The 24610-nt window shown below is 70.0% G+C and carries 21 protein-coding genes and 3 pseudogenes; 16 read left to right on the forward strand and 8 right to left on the reverse strand.

The window, feature by feature from the left end:
* Nucleotides 1-442 precede the first annotated feature (442 nt).
* Nucleotides 443-1210 (forward strand): annotated as a pseudogene (locus ACFFIA_RS32285) (IS5 family transposase).
* Between the two features lie 373 nt (nt 1211-1583).
* Nucleotides 1584-2315, forward strand: coding sequence for a winged helix-turn-helix transcriptional regulator (locus ACFFIA_RS32290; protein ID WP_377258224.1), 732 nt, complete (start codon nt 1584-1586; stop codon nt 2313-2315).
* Between the two features lie 71 nt (nt 2316-2386).
* Here ACFFIA_RS32290 and ACFFIA_RS32295 read toward each other — a convergent pair whose 3' ends face one another.
* The gene (locus tag ACFFIA_RS32295) at nt 2387-4042 is read right to left on the reverse strand and encodes an FAD-dependent monooxygenase (RefSeq protein WP_377258227.1); all 1656 of its coding nucleotides are present in this window, start codon (nt 4040-4042) and stop codon (nt 2387-2389) included.
* The gene (locus ACFFIA_RS32300) at nt 4039-4746 is read right to left on the reverse strand and encodes a GntR family transcriptional regulator (RefSeq protein WP_377258230.1); all 708 of its coding nucleotides are present in this window, start codon (nt 4744-4746) and stop codon (nt 4039-4041) included. The genes ACFFIA_RS32295 and ACFFIA_RS32300 overlap by 4 nt, the downstream gene beginning before the upstream one ends.
* A 138-nt stretch (nt 4747-4884) precedes the next feature.
* Between ACFFIA_RS32300 and ACFFIA_RS32305 the strand changes: the two genes are divergently transcribed.
* The 8 genes from ACFFIA_RS32305 (at nt 4885) to ACFFIA_RS32340 (ending at nt 12381) form a co-directional block, all read left to right on the forward strand.
* A complete protein-coding gene (locus tag ACFFIA_RS32305; protein ID WP_377258233.1) occupies nt 4885-5751 on the forward strand; it encodes a fumarylacetoacetate hydrolase family protein in 867 nt (288 codons plus the stop codon).
* A 20-nt stretch (nt 5752-5771) separates the two neighbouring features.
* Nucleotides 5772-6737 (forward strand): VOC family protein, encoded by a 966-nt coding sequence (locus tag ACFFIA_RS32310; RefSeq protein WP_377258236.1) that lies wholly within the window; start codon nt 5772-5774, stop codon nt 6735-6737.
* Between the two features lie 138 nt (nt 6738-6875).
* Nucleotides 6876-7907, forward strand: a complete 1032-nt coding sequence (locus ACFFIA_RS32315) for an ABC transporter substrate-binding protein (protein WP_377258238.1) — start codon at nt 6876-6878, stop codon at nt 7905-7907.
* Between the two features lie 10 nt (nt 7908-7917).
* A complete protein-coding gene (locus ACFFIA_RS32320; RefSeq protein WP_377258241.1) occupies nt 7918-8778 on the forward strand; it encodes an ABC transporter permease in 861 nt (286 codons plus the stop codon).
* A 14-nt stretch (nt 8779-8792) separates the two neighbouring features.
* Nucleotides 8793-9545: an ABC transporter permease gene (locus tag ACFFIA_RS32325; RefSeq protein ID WP_377258244.1), complete on the forward strand. Its 753-nt coding sequence runs from the start codon at nt 8793-8795 to the stop codon at nt 9543-9545.
* A gap of 17 nt (nt 9546-9562) precedes the next feature.
* Complete coding sequence (locus ACFFIA_RS32330) at nt 9563-10384, forward strand: ABC transporter ATP-binding protein (protein WP_377258247.1); 822 nt, start codon at nt 9563-9565, stop codon at nt 10382-10384.
* A gap of 14 nt (nt 10385-10398) precedes the next feature.
* Entirely contained in the window at nt 10399-11367 is a 969-nt protein-coding gene (locus ACFFIA_RS32335) for an amidohydrolase family protein (protein WP_377258250.1), read from the forward strand.
* A gap of 48 nt (nt 11368-11415) precedes the next feature.
* A complete protein-coding gene (locus ACFFIA_RS32340; protein ID WP_377258253.1) occupies nt 11416-12381 on the forward strand; it encodes an amidohydrolase family protein in 966 nt (321 codons plus the stop codon).
* A gap of 32 nt (nt 12382-12413) precedes the next feature.
* Here ACFFIA_RS32340 and ACFFIA_RS32345 read toward each other — a convergent pair whose 3' ends face one another.
* On the reverse strand, nt 12414-13229 hold the full coding sequence (locus tag ACFFIA_RS32345; protein WP_377258255.1) for a beta-keto acid cleavage family enzyme: 816 nt from the start codon (nt 13227-13229) through the stop codon (nt 12414-12416).
* A gap of 235 nt (nt 13230-13464) precedes the next feature.
* On the opposite strand from ACFFIA_RS32345, the pseudogene ACFFIA_RS32350 reads away from it, so the two are divergent.
* The 3 genes and pseudogenes from ACFFIA_RS32350 to ACFFIA_RS32360 form a co-directional block, all read left to right on the forward strand.
* Nucleotides 13465-13605 (forward strand): annotated as a pseudogene (locus tag ACFFIA_RS32350) (fumarylacetoacetate hydrolase family protein); the annotation flags it as partial.
* 351 nt (nt 13606-13956) lie between these two features.
* A complete protein-coding gene (locus tag ACFFIA_RS32355) occupies nt 13957-15462 on the forward strand; it encodes a bifunctional 3-(3-hydroxy-phenyl)propionate/3-hydroxycinnamic acid hydroxylase (RefSeq protein WP_377258327.1) in 1506 nt (501 codons plus the stop codon).
* A 20-nt stretch (nt 15463-15482) separates the two neighbouring features.
* Entirely contained in the window at nt 15483-16298 is an 816-nt protein-coding gene (locus tag ACFFIA_RS32360; RefSeq protein WP_377258330.1) for an SMP-30/gluconolactonase/LRE family protein, read from the forward strand.
* Nucleotides 16299-16500: 202 nt separating this feature from the next.
* Here ACFFIA_RS32360 and ACFFIA_RS32365 read toward each other — a convergent pair whose 3' ends face one another.
* From ACFFIA_RS32365 to ACFFIA_RS32385, 5 genes are read right to left on the reverse strand one after another with little or no spacing between them, the layout of a single operon-like run.
* Nucleotides 16501-17562: a DUF3500 domain-containing protein gene (locus tag ACFFIA_RS32365; protein ID WP_377258258.1), complete on the reverse strand. Its 1062-nt coding sequence runs from the start codon at nt 17560-17562 to the stop codon at nt 16501-16503.
* Between the two features lie 18 nt (nt 17563-17580).
* Nucleotides 17581-17991: an XdhC family protein gene (locus tag ACFFIA_RS32370; RefSeq protein WP_377258261.1), complete on the reverse strand. Its 411-nt coding sequence runs from the start codon at nt 17989-17991 to the stop codon at nt 17581-17583.
* A 53-nt stretch (nt 17992-18044) separates the two neighbouring features.
* Nucleotides 18045-20222: a xanthine dehydrogenase family protein molybdopterin-binding subunit gene (locus ACFFIA_RS32375; protein ID WP_377258264.1), complete on the reverse strand. Its 2178-nt coding sequence runs from the start codon at nt 20220-20222 to the stop codon at nt 18045-18047.
* On the reverse strand, nt 20219-21199 hold the full coding sequence (locus tag ACFFIA_RS32380) for an FAD binding domain-containing protein (protein ID WP_377258267.1): 981 nt from the start codon (nt 21197-21199) through the stop codon (nt 20219-20221). The genes ACFFIA_RS32375 and ACFFIA_RS32380 overlap by 4 nt, the downstream gene beginning before the upstream one ends.
* A complete protein-coding gene (locus ACFFIA_RS32385; protein ID WP_377258333.1) occupies nt 21196-21684 on the reverse strand; it encodes a (2Fe-2S)-binding protein in 489 nt (162 codons plus the stop codon). Before ACFFIA_RS32385 ends, ACFFIA_RS32380 begins: the two co-directional genes overlap by 4 nt.
* 279 nt (nt 21685-21963) lie before the next feature.
* Here ACFFIA_RS32385 and ACFFIA_RS32390 point away from each other — a divergent pair, with 279 nt between their 5' ends.
* The 3 genes and pseudogenes from ACFFIA_RS32390 to ACFFIA_RS32400 all read left to right on the forward strand — a co-directional run bounded on the left by ACFFIA_RS32390 (nt 21964) and on the right by ACFFIA_RS32400 (nt 24608).
* A complete protein-coding gene (locus ACFFIA_RS32390) occupies nt 21964-22965 on the forward strand; it encodes a LysR family transcriptional regulator (RefSeq protein ID WP_377258270.1) in 1002 nt (333 codons plus the stop codon).
* Between the two features lie 178 nt (nt 22966-23143).
* Nucleotides 23144-23746, forward strand: a pseudogene (locus ACFFIA_RS32395) (AfsR/SARP family transcriptional regulator); the annotation flags it as partial.
* Entirely contained in the window at nt 23709-24608 is a 900-nt protein-coding gene (locus ACFFIA_RS32400) for a hypothetical protein (RefSeq protein WP_377258272.1), read from the forward strand. The pseudogene ACFFIA_RS32395 and the gene ACFFIA_RS32400, both read left to right, overlap by 38 nt.
* The last annotated feature ends 2 nt before the right edge of the window (nt 24609-24610 follow it).

Consider the following 24610-nt stretch of genomic DNA (forward strand, 5'->3'; position numbering starts at 1 on the left):
GTCGTGGGCGCCGTCGGGCGAGCCCGCCTGGCCAGGTGCCGTGACGCCGAGGTCAAACACGCCCGACGCCGTTTCGGACGCAGCGGTTGATGCCAGTATCAGCAAGCTTTGCCGTCGGCGTCGTAACGGGGCGTGGGTTGCGGATGTCGTGCTCGTGAGTTTCCGCCCAGCGGCCGAACTCGCCGCGATCGTCGCCTCGCCCGACGCGGGCCGCCTGTCCTGGGTGACCGCGGTCGTCCTCACTCGGCCGGTGGTAGGTACTACTCACCTCGGTGACGTCTGCCGCTACCCCAAGATCAGGTCGGTCTCGGCTGCTCTAAGAGTTCCTAACAAAGATTGTCGATAGGGTCTGGCGTCCCCTGTGGACGGTCATCTAGCATGCTGAGCTGTGCGGCGTGGTGAGCAGCCGCCGCGGATCGTGCCGGACGGGTTGTGGCAGCGCATGGAGCCGTTGCTGCCCAGCCTGTGCCGCGCGATCCGCGGCGTCCTGGACGGAACCGGATCCCGGATCGGCAGGTGTTGTGCGGGATCCTGTTCGTGCTGCATACCGGTATCCAGTGGGAGTTCCTGCCGCAGGAGCTGGGCTTCGGGTCCGGCATGACCTGCTGACGGCGTCTCGAGGCCTGGAACCGTGCGGGAGTCTGGCAGCAGCTGCACGAACTACTCCTCGCCGAACTACAGGGCTCGGGAAAGCTGGACTGGTCCCGGGCCGTCATCGACTCCTCCCACGTCCGCGCCGCCAGACGCGGCCCAAAAGCGGCCCGAGCCCGGTCGACCGCGCCCGAGCGGGCTCGAAGCACCACGTCCTGACCGAGGGCGCCGGCATCCCCTGGCCGTGTCCCTGACCGGCGGCAACCGCAACGACGTCACCCAACTCCTGCCACTGATCGACAAGGTCCCACCCGTGCCGGGCCGCCGCGGCCGACCCCACCAACGCCCCGATGAGGTGTTCGCCGACCGCGCCTACGACCACGACAAGTACCGCCGAGCCGTCCGCGCCAAAGGCATCCGCCCACGCATCGCCCGCCGCGGCACACCCCACGGCTCCGGTCTCGGCATCTACCGCTGGGTCGTTGAACGAACGATCGCCTGGTACCACGGCATGAAACGACTCCGCATCCGATGGGAACGCCGCGACGACATCCACGAAGCCTTCCTCAGCCTCGCGACCTGCATCATCACGTACCGCCACGTCATCCGACGTTGTTAGGAACTCTTACGGGCTCGACGTCCGGCGTTTGTCGGGTCGTCCAGATTGCCGACGCGCAGCTTCCGCCTGCTGCTGTCCAACCTGGACGGCCAGGGTGTCGTGGCTGCCGTTGCTGGGGAGTACACGCAGGTGGAGCGTTTGCGCTTGCTGGCGATTGCTGGCGGTGCCTGTTGGAAGATCGGAGACTGGCAGAACCTTGGTGTGGGCGAATACCTCGCGGACCTGGGAGGGTTGCGGCGTCCAGAGGGTGCTGGCTGCGATGGAGTCCAGGCGTGCGATTGATCACTGCAAGCTCCCGGGTGCCCGGCTAACGTGCTAAGCGGCCCGCCACCCTCGGCCGGGTCGGTGCCGTATCGGACCGGACGGGTATTGCGTGAAAATTCTACTGCTAACGGACGGACAAACTGACGTACTTCCGCCGCTCGGGCTGCTGGCGTATTCAGTCTACAGCGGAACGGTTGATTACCTCACTGCCTCTGGCCGTCCTTCGCCGGACGTCATCGTGGTGGATGCGCGTGTCAACCTTGCCGACGCCCGGGCCAACTGTCGGCGGGCACACGCCGCACGGCTCAACGTCCCACTCATCGCTGTGGTGAACGAAGCGGGCCTGGTGGCCGTGTCACCCGAGTGGCTGGTCGACGACGTCGTCCTCGATGTCGCCGGACCTGCTGAGATCGACGCCCGGCTACGGTTGGCGGTGAGCCGACGTAAGGCGCTACAGAAGACAGAAGGCGACCTTATCCGTGCTGCCGACCTCACCATCGACACCGGCACCTACACGGCAAAGCTGCACGGTGAGCAACTGCCGCTCACCTTCAAGGAGTTTGAACTACTCAAATATCTGGCACAGCGTCCTGGCCGGGTCTTTAGCCGCAGCCACCTGCTACGTGAGGTGTGGGGCTACGACTACGTGGGTGGCACCCGTACCGTCGACGTACATATTCGGCGTCTACGCGCCAAACTCGGCCCACACCGCGAGTCGATGATCGGCACGGTACGGCAAGTCGGATACACCTTCGCGGCGCTCGCAGCCAGCCCTACATCGGACGCTCAGCGCGACGACGCCTCTATCTCTGCCTCACAAGAGCCCTCTCGCGTCACCTGACCAGTTGCCGTGCGATGGCGGATGCCAGGTGCCTTTCAGCAGAATCGTTGTCGGGGTGGCCGCGAGTGACCTCATCGGGGCCGCCCGGCCACCAAATGGCCAGTGGCGACACCCAAGATGGTGGCGGCGGGGGAGTCGAGCGACCGCCCGCTCCATGCAATGTGCTGGTCCGGGCGGACCAGCACGAGGCGCGGTCGCGCGTACGGCTCCGGCAGCCGGGCCGAGGTCAGGACGGTCAGCGGCACAGCGCGCTCGGCGGCGGCCCGCACGATCTGCTCGACGTCGTCGTCGTGCTCGTCAACCAGGAGCGTGAAGCCGGGGCCGAGCAGGTCGAAGAGCGAACGGCCGTCGGGCAGCCAGGCGTGCGGCAGCCGGTGGCCGGCGTCGAACGAGGGGACGTACGAGGTGCCGTCCTCAGGCTGCCGGCTGTCTGCTCCACTGTGCTCGCCCCACACGGCTGGGGAGTGGGCGTAGTTGTATCCCAGCACAAGTCCCAGGCTGTAGAACTCCGAGCGTTTGGCCGCGTCGATGTCGCTGGCCAGCTTCGCCCGTACCGCCGCACCCTCCGGGCCGTCGTCGTCGACCCCCGCGCGGACCAGGTCGTCGCTGAGCACGCGCATGTTGCGGCTCGACGTCTCGATCACGTAATCGGCCACCGGACGGCGCTCCGCCTCGTACGTGTCGAGCAGCCGCTCGGCCGCCCAGCCGTCCAGTACTGCGGCGAGCTTCCATGCCAGGTCGACCGCGTCGAGGACGCACGTGTTGTAGCCGTGGCCGCCCCACGGTGGCGTCTGTCGGGCCGCGTCTCCGACGAGGAAGAACCGCCCGCTCCGGTAGCGCTCGGCGGTGGCCTGCTGGGACTGCCACTCGTCGACGTTGAGGATCTCGGCGCCGACCGGCTCGCCGACCAGCCTGTCGACGACCGCGGCTGGGTCGGTCGGCTCGGGCGGGGCCTGCCAGCTCGCGACCCAGATGCCGCGACCCGTGTCGTACGGCGAGAGGTTGCCCGCCGCACGGCCGCCCACGCACCAGTAGAAGACGGCGGGGGAGTGCCGGACCTGGCTCCAGAGCGCCGGTGCCCGGAAGAGGACGCTCACGCTCTGCCGGCCTTCGGCGCCCGCGATCAGTGGCACGCCGAGCGCCTGGCGGAGGGTGCTGCGCGGGCCGTCGGCCACGACAACGTAGCTGGCGCGCACCGATCGGAGGGTGCCGTCGGTGTCCGCGACCTCGACGTCGACGGCGGACGGCGTCTCCGCGTACGCACCGGTCGTCCGGGCTCCGTACCAGGTGCGGATCGGTGCGAGCCCGGCGACCGTGCGCCGGAGCAGGTCCTCGACGTGCGGCTGCCCGACGAACAGCCCGGTCTCCGACATCTCCGGGCGGCGCTCGGCGAACAGGCCCAAGGCGTTTGGTAAACGGTGGACCTCGTGGCCGAGCAGCGTGGAGCAGAAGGCGACGTCATGGAAGACCTCGGACGGTGTCGGGGTGGTCGCGCGGAGCTCGTCGGCGATCCCCCAGCGGCGGAAGTGCTCCATGGTGCGGGCGTGGGTAGTCTTCCCGCGCGGCCGCCGGTGGGAGACGGCAGCCCGCGGCTCGACCAGCAGGCAGTCGATCCCACGCCGGCCCAACTCGATGGCGGCGGCGAGCCCTGCCGGACCCCCGCCCACCACGAGGACCCGGGTAGGCTCCACGGCCGTCGGGACGGACGGTGATGGGGTACGCGTCACGAGATCACCTCGACGTGCGGCTGCGGCGAGGCGGACAGCGACAGCGGATAAGCCGCCGGGATCGCGGCGCCGTCGAGGTCTAGGACGATCTGCATCGTGCGATCGATGTGCTCCTCGAACAGCCGGACAGCGCGGTCGGCGTCGTGTGCCAGCGCCGCCTCCATCAGGGCGCGGTGCTCGCCGGCGATGTCTCGCGTGGTCTCACCTCGATTGCCGGACCAGGCGCGGTAGAGCTCGGCCGCGTCGGAGAGCCGTACGCAAATGTCGAGGAGCACCGAATTGTTGCAGGCCTCGATGAGCTTGTAGTGGAACGCGATGTGCCGGGCGGCCCACTCCTTGTTGCGGACGCTTGGAGCGTCGGGCAGGTACATCGGCTCGCTGGCCATTTGATGGTGCGCGGCGAGCACTTCGGACTCCCAGGCAACGCCGCCCAGGGTCACCGACTTGTGCAGGGCTGCCCCCTCGTTCACCTTGCGCGCCTCGATGAGCGCGGCCAGGGCCGCCGGGGACAGGGTCACGACGTGGAAGCCGCGGTTGCGCTCCATGCGCACGAGACCCTTGGCGGCCAGCAGGCCGAGTGCCTCACGCACGACGCCCACGCTGACGTCGAAGCGCCGCGCTAGGTCGACCGGACGCAGTCGCTCGCCCGGGGCGAGTCGCCGGTCGTGGATATCGGCACGAAGCAGCTCGTAAACGTCAACCACGAGGCTCTCACTGGACCCACGCTTTGCCACGTCCGTAACTATAACAGTCCAGTCAAGAGTTAATTCTTGGTGGACAAATGAATCTTCGACATTTAGTGTCGGGCTCATCACATCCCCAACCAGCGATCGGAGGACGCGGTGCGTGTAGCCAACGTCGACGGGCGAGCGACGGTCGTGGACGACGCGGGAGGCGGGCTCGACGTCGCCAACGCCAGCGACGGCCGTTTCCCATCCGACCCGCAGCGACTTCTCGAGTGCTGGGACGAGTTCCGTGACTGGGCGGCGGGCCGTAGCACGGTCGCCGACGCGGTGGTCGACGAGACCCGGGTGGGTCCGCCGACCCCCGCTCCGCGGCAGGTCTTCGCCGTCGCTCTCAACTACGCTGAGCACGCCGACGAGTCGCAGATGGGGCGGCCGGACAGCCCGCCGGTGTTCACCAAGTTTCCGACGTCGATCACGGGTCCGGGCGCCCGCGTCGTCCTGCCCAGTCCTAACGTCGACTGGGAGGTCGAGCTAGTCGTGGCGATCGGCCGCCGCGCGTACCAGGTCGCGGAGAAGGACGCTTGGGACCACGTGGCCGGGCTGATGGTTGGCCAGGATCTGTCCGAGCGGGTCGTGCAGCTGGCCGGGCCGGTGCCCCAGTTCTCGCTGGGTAAGTCCTACCCCGGGTTCGCGCCGCTCGGGCCGGCCCTCGTGACGGCCGACGAGATCGACAACCCGGACGACCTCGAGCTCGGCTGCGAGCTCGATGGGGAGGTCCTGCAAAGGGGCCGGACGCGGGACATGATCTTCAGCGTTCCTGAGCTGATCGCAAGACTTTCCGTGGTCTGCCCGCTGCTACCCGGCGACATCATCTTTACCGGCACCCCGTCCGGGGTCGGCGCGGCACGGGACCCGAAGCGGTTCCTGACCCCGGGATCGCGGCTGACAAGTTCCCTGGCCGGTGTCGGTGAGCTGCGCAACGAGCTCGTAGCCGGTCCCGGCTATCCGAGCTCTGTCACCTGATCTGGCCCGAAAGGAAGATTGTGCCTATACATCGACTGACCCAGATCGTCCTCGGCGTCCCCAACGTCGAGGAGACGGCACAGTACTACGTTGAGTTCGGGCTGACGCCCCGACCCGACGGCGGAAACGGTGCAGCCGGCGCCCCGGGTCGGGCGCGTGAACACGTCCTGGCCACGGCGGATGGCGGTGAACAGCTGAAGGTGGTGCACAGCGACCGCCGCCGGCTGCTGCGGCTGGGCGTGGGCGCGGACGACTCCGACGACCTCGACCGCGTCGAGAGCACCCTGCGGTCAATCGGGGTGGACGCCGAGCGCACCGCCACCACTGTCCGGGCACACGAGCCGGGCACGGCGGTGACGGTGATGGTCGAGATCGCGGAGCGGTGCCGCCAGGAGCCCACGCCGGCACCCGTCTACAACGCGCCGGGCGTCAACGCCCGCACCGAGCGCCGGGCACCCGGTGTCCTGCGCGAGGAGCCCGTGCGGCCACGGAAGCTCGGGCACGTCGTGCTTGGCTCGACCGACCAGGAGTTCTCGCAGACGTTCTTCCAGCGCGGGCTGGGCTTTAAGGTAAGCGACACGGTGTCCGGGCTGGCCGCGTTTCTGCGCTGCTCCACGGACCACCACAACGTACTGGTACAGCAGGCCCCGCTCGCGTTCCTGCACCACACATCGTGGCAGGTGAACGACATCGACGATGTCGGTCGCGGTGCGACCGCCATGCTGGAAAAAGACCCCGCCCGGCACGTCTGGGGGCTGGGGCGGCACCACATTGGTTCGAACTTCTTTTGGTATCTCAAGGATCCGGCGGGCAATTTCTCCGAGTACTACTCGGACATGGACTGCATCGTCGACGACGCGGTCTGGAAGCCGCAGGTCTGGGACGGCGCCCAGGGCCTCTACAACTGGGGTCCGCCGCCTCCCCCGTCGTTCCTGCGCCCGGAAGACGTCGCCGCCCTTATGACGGGCGCCCACTCGCCGGCCTGACCAGCGGTCCAACCTCGGCGTACCAACGCCAAACACCGCGCGCGGCACGTCGCCGCTAACCCAAACCCCGCGCGCGGCACGTCGCCGCTAACCCAAACTCCGTGTGCCCCACGACGCTCACACTTCACAGGAGACTTCATGGCTGCCATCACAAGAGCCCGCCTCGGACCGGCGGTCGCCACCGCAATCATACTGAGTGGCTGCGGCGGAGGCGACGGCGGATCGGCCGTCAACGACGACGGCACCACGACCATCACGATGTCGTTCACCAACAACGCGAACACGGCCCCGCTCGTGCTCGGCATGCAGAAGGGCATCTTCCGCAAGCACGGCATCGACCTGAAGCAGATGCCGCCGTCCAACGCGGCCGGATCGTCGCTCGTACCGCTGCTGTTGAACGGGCAGGTCCAGGCGTCCGTCACGGACGTGACCGCGGTGCCCGCCGCGGTCTCCAAGAACATCGGCGTACACGTCATCGCGTCCGTCGCCGCCGACTACGAGTCCCCGGACAGCTCCATCTTCGCCACCATGGTGCGCGCCGACAGCGACATCCGGTCGTTCAAGGACCTGGAGGGGAGGACCGTCGGCGTCAACTCGCTGACCGGCTTCTGGGCGCTGGAGGTCAAGGAGGCGGTGACCAAGGCTGGCGGCGACCCGGCCAAGGTGCAGATGCTCGCCGTCGACCTGCCGAACCAGGTCGCGACCCTACAGCAGGGCCGGGTCGATGCGGTCAGCACCCTGCAGCCGTTCGTCGCGCAGCTCCAGCAGGCGGGTTACCGGAGTCTCGGCGACCCGGCCGCCATCGCCCTCGGCCCGCACAGCGTCGGTAGCACGATCATGGCGGCCAAGTCGTTCACCGCCGAGAATCCTGACACCATGCGGACCTTCCTCCGGGCGTGGGAGGAGGCGGTTGTGTACGCCAACGCCCATCCGGACGAGGTCCGCGTTGTGATCGAGCAGAGCACCCGGACGTCGGCCGACGTCGTGCGGAAGCTGCCGTTGCCGTGGTACGTCAGCGGCGTCAGCCGGAGCTCGGTGGAGAAGTTCATGGACCTGATGGTCCGGTACGGCGATCTGGACGCGTCGCTCCCCATCGACCAGGTCGTCTGGTCCGAGGCGGCGGAGGCGGACCTGAGCACGCCGCCGCCTGGCATCTCGCTCGCGAGCTGAGGTGGCGACGATGACCCACGCTCGTACCATCGTCAGTCCCGCCCCGGTCACCGGCAGGCCACTCGCTGCGGGTCCGCAGCGACGGGTGCGGACCCGGCACGTGCCGCGGCGCATCGAGGCCGCGCTGCTGCCGGCGCTCACCACCGTGCTGCTGTGCGGGGTCTGGGAGGTCCTGGCGCGAACGGTGCTGCCACCGGAGGTGCGGCCGATCTCCAGCGCGCTCGCCTGGCTCGGCCAAAACTCGACAAACGCCGAACTCTGGACCGCGATCGGCCATACCCTGAGCCATTGGGCGGTCGCCCTGTCCCTGGCGCTGGTGGCCGGCACCGTCCTGGGCGTCGCCACCGGGGCCAACGGGTTAGTCAACAGCCTCTTGAGCGGGGTGTTCGAGTTTGTCCGGCCGATCCCGGCGGTCGTGTATCTGCCGCTCATGCTCCTGCTGCTGGGCGCCACCGCCGAGGTGGCCATTAGCCTGGCCGCGCTCAGCGCCTTCTGGCCGATCCTCTTCCAGGTGTTCTACGGGGTCAAAAGTATCGACCCGATCGCTCGCGACACCGCGCGGGTCTTCGGGCTGAGCCGGGCCCAGCAACTGCGGTACGTGGCAGCACCGTCCATACTGCCCTTCCTAGCAACCGGCGTCCGCATCGCCTCGACGATCGCGCTCCTGGCGTCGATCGTCATGGAACTGCTCGGTGGCGTGTCCGGACTTGGTGCGGTCCTCGCCCGGGATTCCTACAACGGGCTCTACGACGCCATGTACGGGATCCTGGTGATCGCCGGCTGCCTCGGCGTCATCCTGAACCTCGTCTTCGCCCGATTGGAACGCCGTCTGTTGCGCTGGCACCCGGGCTACCGGCCGGTGAGCGCGTGATGCGAATCCGAGCCGTGAGACTTGCCGTTCCCACCATCCTGCCTGTCCTGGCGGTCCTCGCCTGGTGGGTGACGTCGGCGGGAAGCGCCTCGCCGTACTACCCGGCCCTGTCCGAGATACTCATCACCTTCCGCAACACGTGGCTGTTCGACGGTGTGCGGTCCGACATCTTCCCGAGCGTCGGCCGGATGGTCGCCGGATTCGGGCTTGGCGTCAGCGGGGGTATCGCGCTCGGCGTCGTGCTCGGCCGGATCCGCGTCCTCGGCCGCGCCCTGAACCCGGCTGTCCAGTTTGGACGTGCCCTGCCGGGGGCGACTTTGGTGCCGATCAGCGTGATCATCTTCGGCATCGGCGACCTGGGGAAGATCCTCGTGATCGGCTTCATCGCCATGTTTCCCGTGCTGCTCAACACCATCGATGCGGTGCGCTCGGTGGATCCGCAGCTGGAGGAGGTCTGCCGCGTGTTCCGCCTTACCAGGTTTCAGCGCCTTACGTCGGTGCTGCTGCCCGCCTCGGCGCCGCAGATCTTCGCCGGCATGCGGGTGTCGCTTCAACTGTCCTTCATCATGATGGTGGTCACTGAGATCTTCGCGTCCATCAACGGGATCGGCCACGTCACGCTGGAAGCCAAGCAAATGTTCGACATGCCAGGGATGTGGGCGGGCATGCTCCTGCTGGGCATCCTCGGGATCGCGTCCAACGGCCTCGTTCTTCTTCTGCAGCGGCGCGTTCTGCGCTGGCACACCGGTCAAACGGAGAGTAACTGATGCTTACCTTGTCCCATGTGACGAAGCGCTACGGCGCGGGCGACTCGGCGGTCGAAGCGATCCGCGATATCAGCCTCACCGTCGCCGACGGCGAATTCATCTGCATCGTGGGTCCGTCGGGAGCCGGCAAGACGACGCTCCTCAAGTGCATGTGTGGTCTGCTGAAAAGCACCTCGGGCAGCATCCAGCTGGACGGCGTGGAAATCTCCGGACCGCCCAAGCGAGTAGCCTGCGTCTTCCAGGACTACGGCCGCTCGCTGATGCCCTGGCTGACCGTCGAGCGCAACGTCGGGCTGCCGCTGAAGAACAAGGTCTCCAGCCGCGCAGAGCGGGACCGGCGCGTGCGCTCGGCCCTGGAACAGGTCGGGCTGGACGGGTTCGGTCGCCAGTATCCGTGGCAGCTCTCTGGCGGCATGCAGCAGCGCGTCGCCATCGCCCGGGCCCTCGCGTACGAGCCGGAGATCCTGCTCCTGGACGAGCCGTTCGCGTCCGTCGACGCCCAGACCCGGGCAGACCTGGAAGACCTCGTGCTCGGTGTCCACGCCACCAGCGGCATCACCATGGTGCTGGTGACGCACGACATCGACGAGGCGGTCTACCTCGCCGACCGCGTGGTCGTCCTCTCCGCGCGGCCGAGCACCGTCATCGAGACCCTGAGCGTGCCGTTGCCGCGCCCTAGGGACCAGGTCACCACCAAGGCCGACCGGCGTTTCGCCGAGTTGCGCACCCGCGTCCTGACGCTGATTCGCCGGACCGGCGCCGTGCCCGTGGCCGTCGACTCGTCGTTGCCGGAGCGAGGGACGCACGACGGCGCGCCGATGCGGTCGCTCCAGCGGTGAGGCAGGGGAGACCAATGAGCGATGTAGACAACGAGCGGGCGGTCGACTTCCACCACCACGCGATCACGGATCTGTACCGCGAGCGGCTCCGGGCCCGGGCCAGCGGGGCCTCCGGCGCGGCCGGGTTGCCGGGCGTACCCGGCTGGGGCCCGGACACGTCCGTGGCATGGATGGACGAGGTGGGCATCGAGCGGGCGCTACTGTCACCGGCCGCCCGCGGTTTCGGTGTCGGGGACACCGAATCGGTCGTCGGTTTCGCCTCCGCCATGCACGACGAGCTGCTAGCCCTGCGGGACGCGCGGCCGGAGAGGTTCGGTGTCCTGGCGCCGCTTCCGCTGCCGTCCCTGGACCACGCGCTGCGCCACACGGAGTCGGCGCTGCGCCGGGACGGGATCGATGGCATCGCCGCCCTGACCCAGTACGCCGGCCACTACTTCGGCGAGCCGGCCTGGGATGAGCTGCTGGACCTGCTGAACCGCGAGGCGGCGCTCGTGCACGTACATCCGACGGCCCCGAGTATCGCACCGCTTCGCGACCACGTCGGCCCCAACCTGGTGGAGTATCCGTTCGACACCACGCGGGTGGCCGTGTTGCTGGGGAAGCGCCATGTGTTCTCCCGGTTTCCGGACATCCGGTGGGTCTTCGCGCACGGCGGTGGCACCCTGCCGTTCGTCGTGGACCGGCTGACGGAGCCCCCAGGCACCATCGACGGGGGCGACAGCCTCGCCGCCATGCTGGATGCGAGCTGCTTCGACACCGCGCTGCTCGGCCGGCCGGCTCTGGCCGCGCTGGCCGCATTCGCCGGCGTGGAGCGGATCGTCTTCGGCTCGGACGCGCCGTTCATCCACGGTGACCGCCTCGACAGGCTCTTCGACGGGGTGACCGGGGCTTTTCCGGACGAGGCGGCCCGCTCGGCCGTGCGGCGGCACACCGCCCTCCGGCTGCTCGACCGCGCACCGACGGCCTCGTCCGGTTCGCGCTGACCTGTTCGTGCGGAACGCACTCCACCTGAGAAAAGGACCTTCACGTCGATGACGTATATAGCATTGGAAGAGGCGTTCGCGGTCCCGGCGGCCGATCCGGCGCGGCCCCCGTGGGCCGGAAACCGGCACCGCACCAAGACCGCGTACACAGAGGACTGGGCGCGCCAGCTTGTCGACTTCACCGAGTACCGCCTGCCCGACATGGACGCGCACGGCATCGACATCCAGGTGCTGTCGCTGACCGTCCCCGGCATCCAGGGCGAGACCGACGCGAAGAAGGCGGTCGCGGACGCCATCCGCGCCAACGACTACCTCGCGGACCAGATCGCCAAGCACCCGGACCGCTTCCGTGGCTTCGCCGCGCTGCCGATGCAGGCTCCCACGGCGGCGATACGGGAGCTGCGTCGCTGCATACGCGACCTCGGCTTCTGCGGGGCGCTTGTCAACGACCACACCAACGGCAGATACCTGGACGAGCCGGTCTACGAGGATTTCTGGGGGGAGCTGGAGTCACTCGACGTGCCGCTGTACATTCACCCGAACCTCGTCACCGCTGACAACTGGCATGTCCTCGACGGGCACCCAGAGCTGCACGGTGCACTGTGGAGCTTCGGGGTAGAGGTCGCGGGCCACGCGTTGCGACTGCTCTTCGGCGGCGTGTTCGACCGTCACCCGAACGCGACGGTGATCCTGGGACACATGGGGGAGATGCTGCCGTTCCAGGTCTCCCGGCTGGACTCCCGGTACCGCGTGATCGACCCGGTGTGGTCGCTCAAGCGTTTGCCGTCGGAGTACATCGGCAGCAACATCGTCATCACCACGAGCGGTGTCTTCTCGCCGGCCGTACTGGAGGGAGCGGTGCTGGCGATCGGGGCCGACGCGATCATGTTCTCGGTCGACTACCCGTACGAGGCGACCGAGGAGGCGGTGCGCGGGTTCGAGGCGACGAACCTCAGCGAGACAGACCGCGCCAAGATCGCCCATCTGAACGCGCGGCGCGTCCTACGTCTGTGATGGTGCCGGCGCGGGGTGGCGCCGGCCCGCGCTCAGTCGGGAATGCCGAGGGCTACGCGTGTCGCGGCGACGTCCGCGACCGCGTGCCCGAGGTCAGTGGCGAGCCGGACGGTCCGCTCGACAAGGGGCAGGTTTCCCTTCGTCGGCACGCCACGGCTGAGGTGGAGGGTGTCCTCCATCCCGGCGCGGGCGTTGCCGCCGAGCGCCAGCCCGATCCCGGTAAGTGACAGGTTGGCCCGCCCGATAGCGATGACCTGCCAGACCGCATCCTCCGGTATGCGGCGGACCATCGTGACAAGGTTTTCGGCCGTGGCGGCCATGCCGCCGCGCACGCCGAGGACGACCGAGAACTGCAACGGCGCGCCAACCAGGTAGCCCTCGTCCCGCAGCCGGAGGGCCGCCTCGAGGTGACCGGTGTCGTAGATCTCGAGCTCCGGCTTGACCCCGTGGTCCCGCATCCGGGCGGCCAACTCGCGGACCTGCTTCGGCGGGTTCAGGAATACCTCGTCGCCGAACGACATGGTGCACGGGTTGAGCGTCGCCATCGCCGGGCGTACCTCCACGAGCCGCGCCCGCTCCTCGAACGGCACAGAGAGCCCCACCCCGGTGGAGAGCTGCACCAGGATGTCGCAGCGCTCCGCGATCAGGGCCATGGTGCGGCGGGCGATCGCGATGTCGGCGGTCGGGCGGTCGTGCTCGTCGCGCAGGTGGATGTGCGCCACCGACGCGCCCGCCTCATACGCGCGCAGGACCTCGTCGGCGATCTCCTCGGGCTGGGTGGGCAGCGTGGGGTTGTCGGCCTTGGTGGCGATGGGGCCGGTCGGGGCCACCGTGATGGCGACGCTCATGGTCTCCTCCAGAATTGGGCTTGTCGACAACTCTCGGCAATATCTTGCATTATCAATTCTGTGAGCCTAAGGTGACTCATGCCACAGGGCAAGCCAATGCTTGACGGAAGCGAGGGGCTGAGATGGCACAGAGCAGCGCACTGACGGCCGAGCAGGGGCGAGAAGAGGGCCCTTCCGGGCGTATGTCCACTTTGTGGACGGTGAGTGGGTCCCGCGGCCAGCGGCTCCAGCCTCGATGACCGGGGCCCGGACGTCGGCGCTCATCTTCGGGGTGGACGAGCTGATCGAGCGGCTTTCGGCGGTGACTGCGCTCTATCCCGGCGATGTCATCTTCACCGGCACCCCGTCCGGCGTCGGGGCGGCGCGTACTCCGGCCCGGTTGCTGACCCCGGTGATCGAGGCGACGCCGCACAACGGTCCCGCCCGCCCGGACCGGGGCACCGGTCGCGCGCCGGGCATCCTGCGCGCCGACGCCGTCCGGCCGCGCAAGCTCGGGCATGTGGTGGTCGGCTCACCCGACCGGGCCGCCACCGCGTCATCGACGACGCGCTGTGGAAGCCCGAGGTCTGGGACGAAGCCCGCAGCCTCTACGCCTGGGACCCGCCGCCCCCGCCCTCCTTCGTCCATCCGCAGGACCTGGCCGCCCTCATGGCGGGCCTGCACAGCGGGGCCTGAAGCACCCCTCCGTCCGAGCCGCCTGTTCATCGAAAGACACAGGAGGATCCCCATGCCCGCAACCGCCCGCCCGGACGCCTGTGACGTGCTCGTCGTCGGCGCCGGACCGATCGGACTCGCCCTGGCCGGACTGCTCAGCGCCGAGGGCGTCACCGTCGCCGTGGTCGACCCGAACCGCGTGGTCTGCCACCATCCGCGCGCCACCCACCTCGACGACGAGACCATGCGGACCGCCCAGACCCTCGGCGCAGCCGACCTGGAACCGCATTTCCTGCGCCAGTCCGGGTGGGTGCTGACCGACGGCGACGACCGCCCATTCCTCGAACTGGCAATGCCCGACCAGGTCTCCGACCAGGGCTGGTTCACCGACTACCAGTTCCATCAGCCGGACTTCGAGTCTCGGCTGCGCGGCACGCTGGCCGCACAGCCCGGCACCGCGTTGTGGTTCGGCTGGGAGGTCATTTCGCTGGAGCAGGACGACGACGGGGTACGGGTGAGCATCCGCGAGCGCCGCACCGGCGACGCCCGCGACCTGCGCGCCGGATACGTGGTCGGCGCCGACGGTGCCGGCTCGTTCGTGCGCCGCGCGATGCGCGCCGAGGTCGAGGATCTGCAGGGCACTCAGACCTCGCTCATCATCGACGTGCATCCGTTCCGGCACCCGGACACGCTGCCACGCACCACCGGCTTCGTGCGCTGCGACGCCGCCGAGCCGGTCACCTACGTGCCGATATTCCCGCCGCTGCTGCGCTTCGAGTTCATGCTCCCGGCCGGCACCGACGTGGCCGAGGCGGAACGCCCCGATCGGGTCTACGCGCTGCTGGCGCGCTGGCTCGAGCCGGGCAGCTACCGGATCACCCGCACCGACGCCTACCAGTGGCATGCCCACCTCGTGCACGGCTGGCGCCGGGGCCGCCTGCTGCTGGCCGGGGACGCGGCGCACGAGATGCCGCCGATGCTGGGCCAGGGCATGTGCTCAGGGCTGCGCGACGCGATGAACCTGGCCTGGAAGCTGGCGCTGGTCGTGCGGGGCCGCGCACCGGACGACCTGCTCGACACCTACGAGTCGGAGCGTGCCGCCCACGTTCGCCCGTACATCGTGGAATCCGCCCGCCAGTCCAACTTGATCGAGGCGTTCGCCCAGGGCGTCCGGCCGCCCGCGATGGACGGCCCGCAGGTGGTCGAACGCTTCCGGCCACCGATCGGCGCTGGCGTCGGCGAACCGGTGGGCGCGGCCGGGAAGCTGGCACCGCAGCCGGTGACCGGGGACGGGCGGCGCGGCGACGACCACACCGGCTACCGGTTCGTGGTGACCGGCGCCCCTGACGTGATCGCCGCGGCCGGCGACGAGACCCGGGCGCAGTGGACCCGTTTGGAGGCCGCCTTGCTGCCCGGCGGCGGGGCGGATATCACCGCCTGGCTGGCCGCGAACGGCGCCCGCGCCGCGATCATCCGACCGGACCGGTACGCGTACGCCCTGGTGGCCGACGCCGCCGAGTTGGCCGAGGCCACGGCCCGGCTGACCGGGCAGGTGCTGCTGAGCGCGGTGCCGGCGTGATTCGCGAGTACGCCCGCGGCATGCGCTGGGGTGAGGGACCGCGGTGGCACGCTGGAAGCCTCTGGCTCTCCGATACGCAGGGTGGCCGGTTGTGGACCGACGCATCCGGCGAATGGACCCCGTCGTCCGCCGACCCGGTTCCTAACGGCCTGTGGTTCCTTCCCGACGGCCGCCTGGTCGGCGCCCTCATGCACGACCGGCGGATCGGCGTCTGGAACGGCGAGGGCTGGACGACGTACGCCGACCTGTCCGGTCTGGTCACCGGTCCGCTCGGCGACATGATCGGCGACGCGCAGGGCAACCTGTACGTCGACGATGTCGCCTTCAACGCCGCGGCGGGCGAGCAGCCCACCCCCGGCCGGATGATCCTGGTCCGTCCCGACGGGACGGCGGCGGTCGCCGCCGAAGGAGTGGAGTTCCCCAACGGGATGGCCCTGCTCGACGACGGCCGCACCCTCGTCGTCGCCGAGACCGCACGACAGCGGCTGACCGCCTTCGCGGTCGGCGCGGACGGGCTGCTGACCGATCCCCGCCCCTATGCCGACGTGGCCGCGCTGGCCGGCGAGGCGGCTCGCCCAGACGGCATCTGGCCGGCCACTGACGGTGGTGTGTGGGTGGCGACCACCTTCGGACACTCGGTCGTGCATCTGCGCGACGGTGAGCTGCTCGCCGCCATCGACACCGCACCGGAATTCCCGATCGCCTGCTGCCTCGACGCCGGCGGTTCGCTTCTCGTCACACTGGCGGATTCCGGCGGTGCGCCCCTCATGGCCGCGCTCGCCCGCAGGACGGTCACCACCCGCGTCGTGGTGACCGAACCCGGGGCTACGCCATGAGGTACGTCGCACTGGAGGAGGCGTTCGCGTGCCCGGCCTGGCCGAGCGGCAGCCGCGGACCGCCATGCCGATCCGGGTCACCGACTCGTACGCCGCGATGTGCGGCCGCAAACTGGTCGACTTCGAGGACCCACGGCAGCGGCGGACGGACGCGCCGGCTGGCCACAGGAGCGGGGCCACCGCGAGGCGGAACTCGCCGTGCTCAGGCGCCGTAGTCGAACTGCTTGTCACGGTAGATCGAGTGGTAGTGGAGATCGCCGTTGTCGAAGCGGCCCACGTTGGAGAACTCGATCCAAAGCCGGGGACCGTCGATGCGCAGGTATGCGCCCTTGACGTCCGGATCCGTGGAGCCGGCCCAGGCGACGCGGGTGCGGTCATACTCGGCCTGGTACTGATCCATCAGCACCTCGGCGACTCGTTCGTCAGTGTCGCCCACCCAGGCCCGGACGGCGGTGGTGACCCGATCGCGCTGCTCTGGCCTGAGTTCGGAGAGGAGAACGCCCTCTGACTGTGGAGGGAATTCACCGTTGTTGGCGGGGCCGACAAGGACATCGTCGACGCCATCGATACGGGCGGCGGTCCGGTCGTCGTCGTTCAGACTGCCCAGCAGGTCGGAGACCGCGTCAGCCTCGTCCCGCATCGGTTCGACGCGCTTTCCGGCCACCTCGAAGGCCACCGGGTCGACGCCGGTGAAAGCCGGCGTAGGGCTGACCCGACTGTTCTCGTAGGTGGTGTTGACCGCGAGGTGGTGGCCGTTGATCTGGACGGTGAACCGGTCCGTAACGCTGGGCTGGCCGAAAAGCGCGATGAAGTACCGGTCGGAGCTGACGGAGTCGTCGCTGCCGTTGCGTTCCCTGAGCGCGTCCTCGGCGGCGATGACGCCCCGCAGTTGGGCGTAGCCGTCGTTGGAGAGGACTGCTTCGGCGACGCCGAGGGCAGCGGCGCGCTGTTCGTCCGACAGGTCGCCGAACGGCAGTCCGTTGCGGTCGCCGCTGCTCGGGAAGTAGGTCCACCGGCGCAGCGCCGGGTCGGTGACGTCGTAGAGCGTCTGGCTGCGTTGTTCGGTGGAGAGGGTGGCCAGGAAGGCGTCGGCGGCCGCCACGACGGCCTCGGTCGCGCCGGCTGGGCCGGGGCCGCCAACGACGGGATTGGGCCGGCTCGACGGTAGCGCCGGTGCGGCGGTGTCGGTGCTGGTGGTGGCGCAGGCCGAGAGTGAGGCGGCGGTGGCGAACGCTGCCGCCAGCAGCGAGGTCCGGGTGGGCACGTGTCCTCCTTGTGGTCTCTATGGATGTGTGGCCGTATGGCGGTGGCGCGGCATGACCGACGTCGGACGAGCGGTCAGCGGCGGCGACAGGTGCGGTTGGCCATGGGCGGGCCGCGCGACAACACCGATCGAGTGGTCGTGGTGGATCGGCCCGTCGTGCGTACTGAGCGGCAGGCAACCGCCGCGACGGCTGGCGACGAGTTCCGCGACGACCGCGATCGCGGTCTCCTCGGGGGTACGTGCGCCCAGGTCCAGGCCAATGGGTGAGCGCAGTTTGTCGATCTCCATCTCGGTAAGCCCGATCTCGCGCAGCCGCTTCAGCCGGTCCAGGTGGGTACGCCGTGAGCCCATCGCGCCGACGTAGCCGAGTGGCAGGCGCAGCGCCCGCTCCAGCAGTGGCACGTCGAACTTCGCGTCATGTGTCAGCACGCGAAGACGTCCCTCGTCTCGCTGCCCGGTCGGGACAGCGCCAGGACGAGGCCCTACAGCAACAGCTTGTCCTGGGTGAAGGGCAGGTCCCGGAGGCGGCGGCCGGTTGCGTGGAAGATCGCGTTGCCGATCGCGGCGGGTACGCCGGTGATCGGCGTCTCGCCGAAGCCCTTGGCGCCGAGGGCGGTGCTGCCCGGATCCGGTTTGTCCACGAAGAGTGCCTCGATGCTCGGAGGGGCGTCCGCGCAGACGGGCACCAGATAGGTCGACAAGTTCGGGTTGATCACCCGACCCGTCGCCCGGTCGGTCATCGTGTGCTCCATCAGCGCGTACCCGATGCCCCAGGTGACACCGCCGATCACCTGGCTGCGCAGCGTCCGCCGGTTCAACACCCGACCTGGGTCGTAGGCGCCGACGACCCGGGTGACCCGCACCCTGCCGTACCGGCGGTGTACCCGGACCTCGACGAAGACGGCCCCGTAGGTGTGGCCCGGCTGGTTGGGCACGTTGGCGGTCACCTCCACCGGACGGCCGTGACGGCCGACCACGTCGCCGTAGGTGTCCGACCGCGACCGGTTCTCGGCATCGGCGAGCCTGCCCCGCCCGGTGACCCGCACCCGTCGCGGCGGGACGCCGTGCAGCGGTGAGCGGCGGTCGGCGACCGCCAGCCGGATCACCGCGTCGCGCGCGCCACGCGCGGCGCGGTCGACCGACGGGATCACGCTGGGCACCGTCGACGACACGGCGGATATGCCCGCTGGCGGCAGCGCGGTGTCACCGATCGTCGTGGTGAGGCTGTCCAGCGGTACGCCGAGCGCGTCCGCGGCGGCCTGGGAGAGCACGGTGTACGTTCCCGTGCCGAGATCCTGCGTCGCCACGCCCACCTGCACCCGGCCATCCGTGCCGATCGTGACGCGGGCGCTCGCCGGGAAGGCCCCAAAGGTGTGCGTCTCAGTGGCCATCCCCCAGCCGACGTACTCGTCGCCGTCCCTGGTGACGCCTGGGCGGCGCGACCGCCGGTGCCAGCCGAACGCCGAGGCGCCCATCCGGTAACACTCGTCGAGACGGTTGCCGGTGAACGGTTCGCCCGTGTGCTGGTGGACCTCGGCGTGGTTGCGCAGGCGCACCTCCACCGGGTCCATTCCGAGTTCGTGGCTCAGTTCGTCCAGCGCGGTCTCCAGCCCGAACTGCGCCGCCAGGTCCGGCGAGCGCATCCAGCAGGCCGTGGGCATGTCCAGTCGGACGGCCTCCTGGCGGATGTGGACGTTCCGGCAGGCGTAGAGGGTGTGGCTGGCGATGCTGCTGTTGAAGATGGCCTCGTCGGTCCTGCTCTGCTGTGCGGTGGTGGTGTGCACGATCGCCGTCAGCCGACCATCCCGGCCGGCGCCGAGCCGCACCCGTTGGTGAAACTCGGACCGGTGGCCGGTCAACGTGTACATCTGCGCCCGGGGCAGCACCAGCTTCACCGGCTGGCCGGCCAACCGGGCGGCCGCGGCGGCGATCAGCGTGTGCGGCCAGGTGATCTTCGAGCCGAAACCGCCGCCGAGGTACGGGCAGATCACGCGAACGTTCTCCGGTGGCAGGCCGAAGGCGGCGGCCACCGTTTCCCGCCCCACGACAACGCCCTGCGAGGTTTCGAACAGCGTCAACCGGTCGCCGTCCCACACCGCCGTCGCGGCGTGCGGTTCGATGGGGTTGTGGTGGTGCGTGGGAGCGGTGCAGGAGACGTCTACCCGGATGGCCGCCGCCGCGAGCCCGGCGTCAGCGTCTCCGCGGCTGATCTCGTTCGGCTCGCCCTGCCACGGTGGCGGCAGGTACGCCTCGTCGAGGGCGTCGGCGATGGCCACCGTGGGTGCCTCCGCGCGGTAGCGGACGCCGACCCGGCCGGCCGCATCGCGTGCCTGCTCCCACGTCGCCGCGACCACGATCGCCACGGGCTCCCCGGTGTGGCGGACCCTGGTGTCCTGCATCGGGGCGTAACCCTTGAGGTAGAAGCTCTCCGAAACGTCCAGCCGGGGCATCTCCCGATGGGTGTAGACCCCAACCACACCGGGGCAGGCCCGCGCCTCGGCCACGTCGATGCCGGTCACCTCGCCACGGGCGATCGTGCTCAACACCAGAAAGCCGTGCAGTACACCCTCCACAGGCTGGTCCGCCGTGTACCGGGCGGCGCCGGTGACCTTGGCCCGCCCGTCGACTCGGGCGACATCCCGGCCCATCAGCCTGCTCACCGTAGGCCTCCCAATCCGCCCAGGACGCCTGCGAGCGCCCGCTGCACCAGCTCCACCTTGAAAGCGTTCCCGTTCCGAGGGACGGCGTCGCGCACCAGGGCACGACCGGCGTCGGCCAGACTCGCCACGGTCAGCCGGCGGCCGCGCAGCGCGTCCTCCGCTTCCGGGGAGCGCCACGGCGTGGTGCCGATACCGCCGAAGGCCAACCGCACATCGTCGACCCGCCCGCCGCGCACACGCAGCGCCGCAGCCACGGAGACGACCGCGAACTCGAAGGTGGCCCGGTCCCGCAGCTTGAGGTACCGTGAGTGCGCCGCCAGCGGGCCGCTCGGTACCTCCACCCGAGTGATCAGCTCCTCGCGACGCAGCACGGTCTCCCGATCCGGGGTGTCACCCGGCCGCCGGTAGAGGTCCGCGATCGGCACCTCACGAGCACCGTCGGGGCCCAGCACCTGCACGACCGCCCCCAACGCGACGAGGGCCACCGCGAGATCGGAGGGGTGCGTCGCGATGCAATGCTCGCTCCCGCCCAGGATGGCGTGCATCCGGTTGTGCCCGTCGGGTGCCGGACAACCGCTGCCCGGCACCCGCTTGTTGCAGGCCGAGCCGGCGTCGCGGAAGTAACCACACCGGGTGCGTTGCAGCAGGTTGCCGCCGATCGACGCCATGTTGCGCACCTGCGGCGAGGCCGAGGCCAGCAGCGCCTGTGCCAGCACCGGAAATCCGTCGCGTACCCGGCGGTCTTCGGCCACCTGCCGCATCCGGGCGAGCCCGCCGATATGTAGGCCCGCGCCGTCCACGGTCACCGCGGACAGATCCAGCCGGTTGATGTCGACCAGGTGGCCGTGGCGTTCGACGCCGTCCCGGATCAGATTCAGCAGATCGGTACCGCCCGCGACGAAGGTCGCGCCAGGCTCCGCGGCGAGCCGGACCGCCGCAGCCGGATCGGTGGCGGTCGAATACCCGAAGGCCCTCATCCGCGCATCTCCCTACCCGCGTCCCGGACCGCCGCCACGATGTTCTGGTACGCCGCGCAGCGGCAGATGTTCCCGCTCATCCACTCCCGGATCTCCTCGTCCGACCCGGCATGCCCCTCCGCGATGCAAGCCACCGCGGACATGATCTGGCCGGGAGTACACGCGCCGCATTGGAACGCGTCATGGCGGATGAACGCCTCCTGCACAGGATGCAGCTCGCCGTCCCGCGCCAACCCCTCAACCGTTGTGATCTCGCTGCCTTGCCGCATGACCGCCAGGGTGAGGCAGGATTTGATCCGCTCGCCGTCCACCAGCACCGTGCAGGCACCGCACTCACCGCGGTCGCAGCCCTTCTTCGTACCGGTCAGTCCGATCCGGTCACGCAACGCGTCGAGCAGCGTTACCCGCGGCTCCACCGTGACCTGGTGCCGCGCACCGTTGACCGACAGGATGACCTTCGCCGACGCGCCGGCCGGTACCGTCACGGCTGGCGCCGCAGCGGGCGCCGGCGCCACCGACCCCACCGCCGCGACGCTCCCCGCTGCGGCTGCGGTCTTGAGAACGGTCCGGCGCCGAACTGACACCGGTGGCTCCTCAGGCACAGTTGTCTCCTTCAGGGTGTTCGACGTCGACGGCGCCCCGCGTGAACCGCCTGGTGCCGGACGTAAATCCGATCCGCAGGATCCGGTCGTATGTTGGCCAGTCAACCGGGCGCGGCAGCGGACCTGAAGGACTGATCCGATCACCATTGATACCCTGGGGATATGAGCGATCTGGAGGTCCGGCAACTCCGGTACTTCGTGGCCATCGCCGAGGAGTTGCACTTCGGACGCGCGGCCCAGCGGCTGGGCATGGCGCAGCCACCGCTTTCCCGGGCCATCCGGGACCTGGAACGCCAGCTGGGCGTGCGGCTGCTGGAGCGCACCACCCGCCAGGTCACGCTCACTCCCGCTGGGCAAGTCCTGCTCCGCGACGCGCAGACCGCGCTCGACGCCGTCGCCGCGGCCGCCCGCCGGGCCCAGCACGCCGGGCAGCCCGCACCGGGTCTCCGACTGGCGATGAAAGCCGACTACGACGCGGGACTACTACCGCCGATACTCGCCGCATACCAACGCGAGGAAGCCTCGCTGCCGGTGGAACTGGTGCTGGGCGGACGAGGCGAGCAGGTACCTGCCCTCCGTGGTGGCCAGGCCGACATCGCGCTGCTGCACGCTCCCTTCGACGACCATCACCTAGACGTCGAACCGCTGCTGACCGAACCCCGCCTGGTCGCACTAGCGGCGGCCGATCCGCTGGCCGCCCGCCCATGCCTACGCCTAGCCGATCTCGCCGGCAAGAAGCTCCCCGACGGAACAGCCGCCGACCAGGGCGGCCCCAAGTCCGCCCCCACCACTCACCCGCAGCACGGCGAGCAGCGACCACGCCTGGACCTGGCGCAGATCTTCAACCTGATCGAGCTGGGCAGCATCATCTGGTTCCCTCCCGCCTCGGTCGCACGACGCCACCCCCGGCCCGACATCGTCTACCGGAGCGTCACCGACCTCCAGCCAGCCACCCTCGCCGTCGCGTGGCCGCAGGACAGCCACTCACCAGCCGTCGCCGCCTTCGTGCGCGCGGCCACGGCTGTCGCAGCAGCCATCCGGCCAACAGACGCCGCAGCCGACGTGACCACGACCACCGCGGGCTACGCATCCGCGCATCCCGACGGCTCCTCAACCTCACCGTCGAAGGACCCCGCGTCGTCTGGTAGTGCCGCAGTCCTGTAGTTGCCCGTCCGGGTCTCGCATGATCCACCTACCGTCTACCTGGGACGGTGCGCGCCGGGGGAAGCCGGCCGGATCGGTTGGGGGATGCATCGTGGCGCACGTTGGGCTTTCCGTGCTGGGCCCGCTCGCCGCCCGGCGCGGCGGTGACCAGGTCGACCTTGGCGGGCGGCGGCAGCGGATGGTGCTCGCCGCGCTGCTGGTCGCGCGAGGCCGGGTGCTTCCGGCGGAGCGGTTGCAGGCGCTGGTGTGGAGCGACGGCGTGCGGCCCGCGAGCCGGACGACGCTGCACGGCTATGTCGCCGGGCTGCGGCGGGCACTGGAACCGGATCGGCCGCCCCGGTTCAGCGGCGGTCTTCTGGTGCGGGAGGGCCAGGGGTACGCGCTGCGGGTGGCACCGGACCAGGTGGACGCCGAGCGGTTCACCCTCCTGGTGACGCAGGCACAGCGGCTCGTGGAACAGGGCCGCACGGCCGAGGCCGTCGCCGCGCTGGACGACGGGCTCGCCATGTGGCGCGGCCCCGCCTACGCGGACCTCGCGGAGATGACGTTCGCGGTGCCCGAGGTGGCCCGGCTCGACGCCCTGCGCTCGACCGCGGTCGAGCTTCGGCTCGCCGCCCTACTCGATCTCGGGCGGGCGGAGATGGTCATCGGCGAGCTCGAGGCGCTCGTGACCGAGCACCCACTGCGCGAACGCGGCTGGGAGCTGCTGGCGATGGCGCTGTACCGGGCCGGCCGCGCCGCCGATGCGCTCGCGGTGCTGCGCCGCGCCAGGAAGATCCTCGCCGAGCATCTGTGGCGCGCTGAGCTGGTTCTGGTACCGGACCGGGCAGATCGGCGAGGGCCTGCGGTGGACGTCGCGGTGCCTCGCGGCCGTCCGGGGAGGGCGTTCGGCGGAGCTGTGGCGGGCGAAGTCCCGCGCACTGTTCGGCGTCGGCGGGCTGAACTACCTGATCGGCCGGCACGCCGAAGCGGTCGCGGCGATGCGGGAGTCGCGGCGGTTCGCCCGCGAGGCAGGCGACGCGGAGGCGCTCACCACCAGCACTACCTATCTGGCCTACTTCCTCGGCCTCGCCGGTGACCTCGGCGCCGGCCTGCCGCTCGCGGACGAGGCGGTGCGGCTCGCCGCCAGCCGGCCGGTGCCGTGGGCGCGGGCGGAGTCGCTGATGGTACGCGGTCATCTGAGCCGGGCCTCCGGTGATCCACGGCGGGCCCGCGCCGAGCTTGACGAGGCGTGCCGGCTCGCTCGGGAGTCGGGTCACGCCTGGGCGGAGATCTCCTCTGGCTGGATCGCCGGCAAGGTCAGTGTCGACCTCGGTGAGCCCGAACGGGCGATGGAGCAGCTGCTCGACGTGGTGCGGCTCGCCGACCCGCGGCACGATCTGACCAGCCTGCTTGTCGTGCTGCACACGCTCGCCGGTGCGATGGCCCGCGCGGGCCGCGCCGATGGCACGGCGGCGGTGCTCGGGCTGGTGGAGGCGTGGGGCGAGCCGATCGGTTACTTTCCGGAGCGCATGGACCCGGTGGACAGCCCGACCAACACCGCGGTGGTACGCGCCGCGCTGCCACCGGAGCGCTTCGAGGCGCAGCGCGCGCGTGGCCGGGAGCTGACCCGGGACGGGCTGATGCGCCTGCTGGAGGCGTGAGC

This window comes from Phytohabitans kaempferiae (assembly GCF_042433955.1).
Classification (GTDB): Bacteria; Actinomycetota; Actinomycetes; order Mycobacteriales; family Micromonosporaceae; genus Phytohabitans; species Phytohabitans kaempferiae.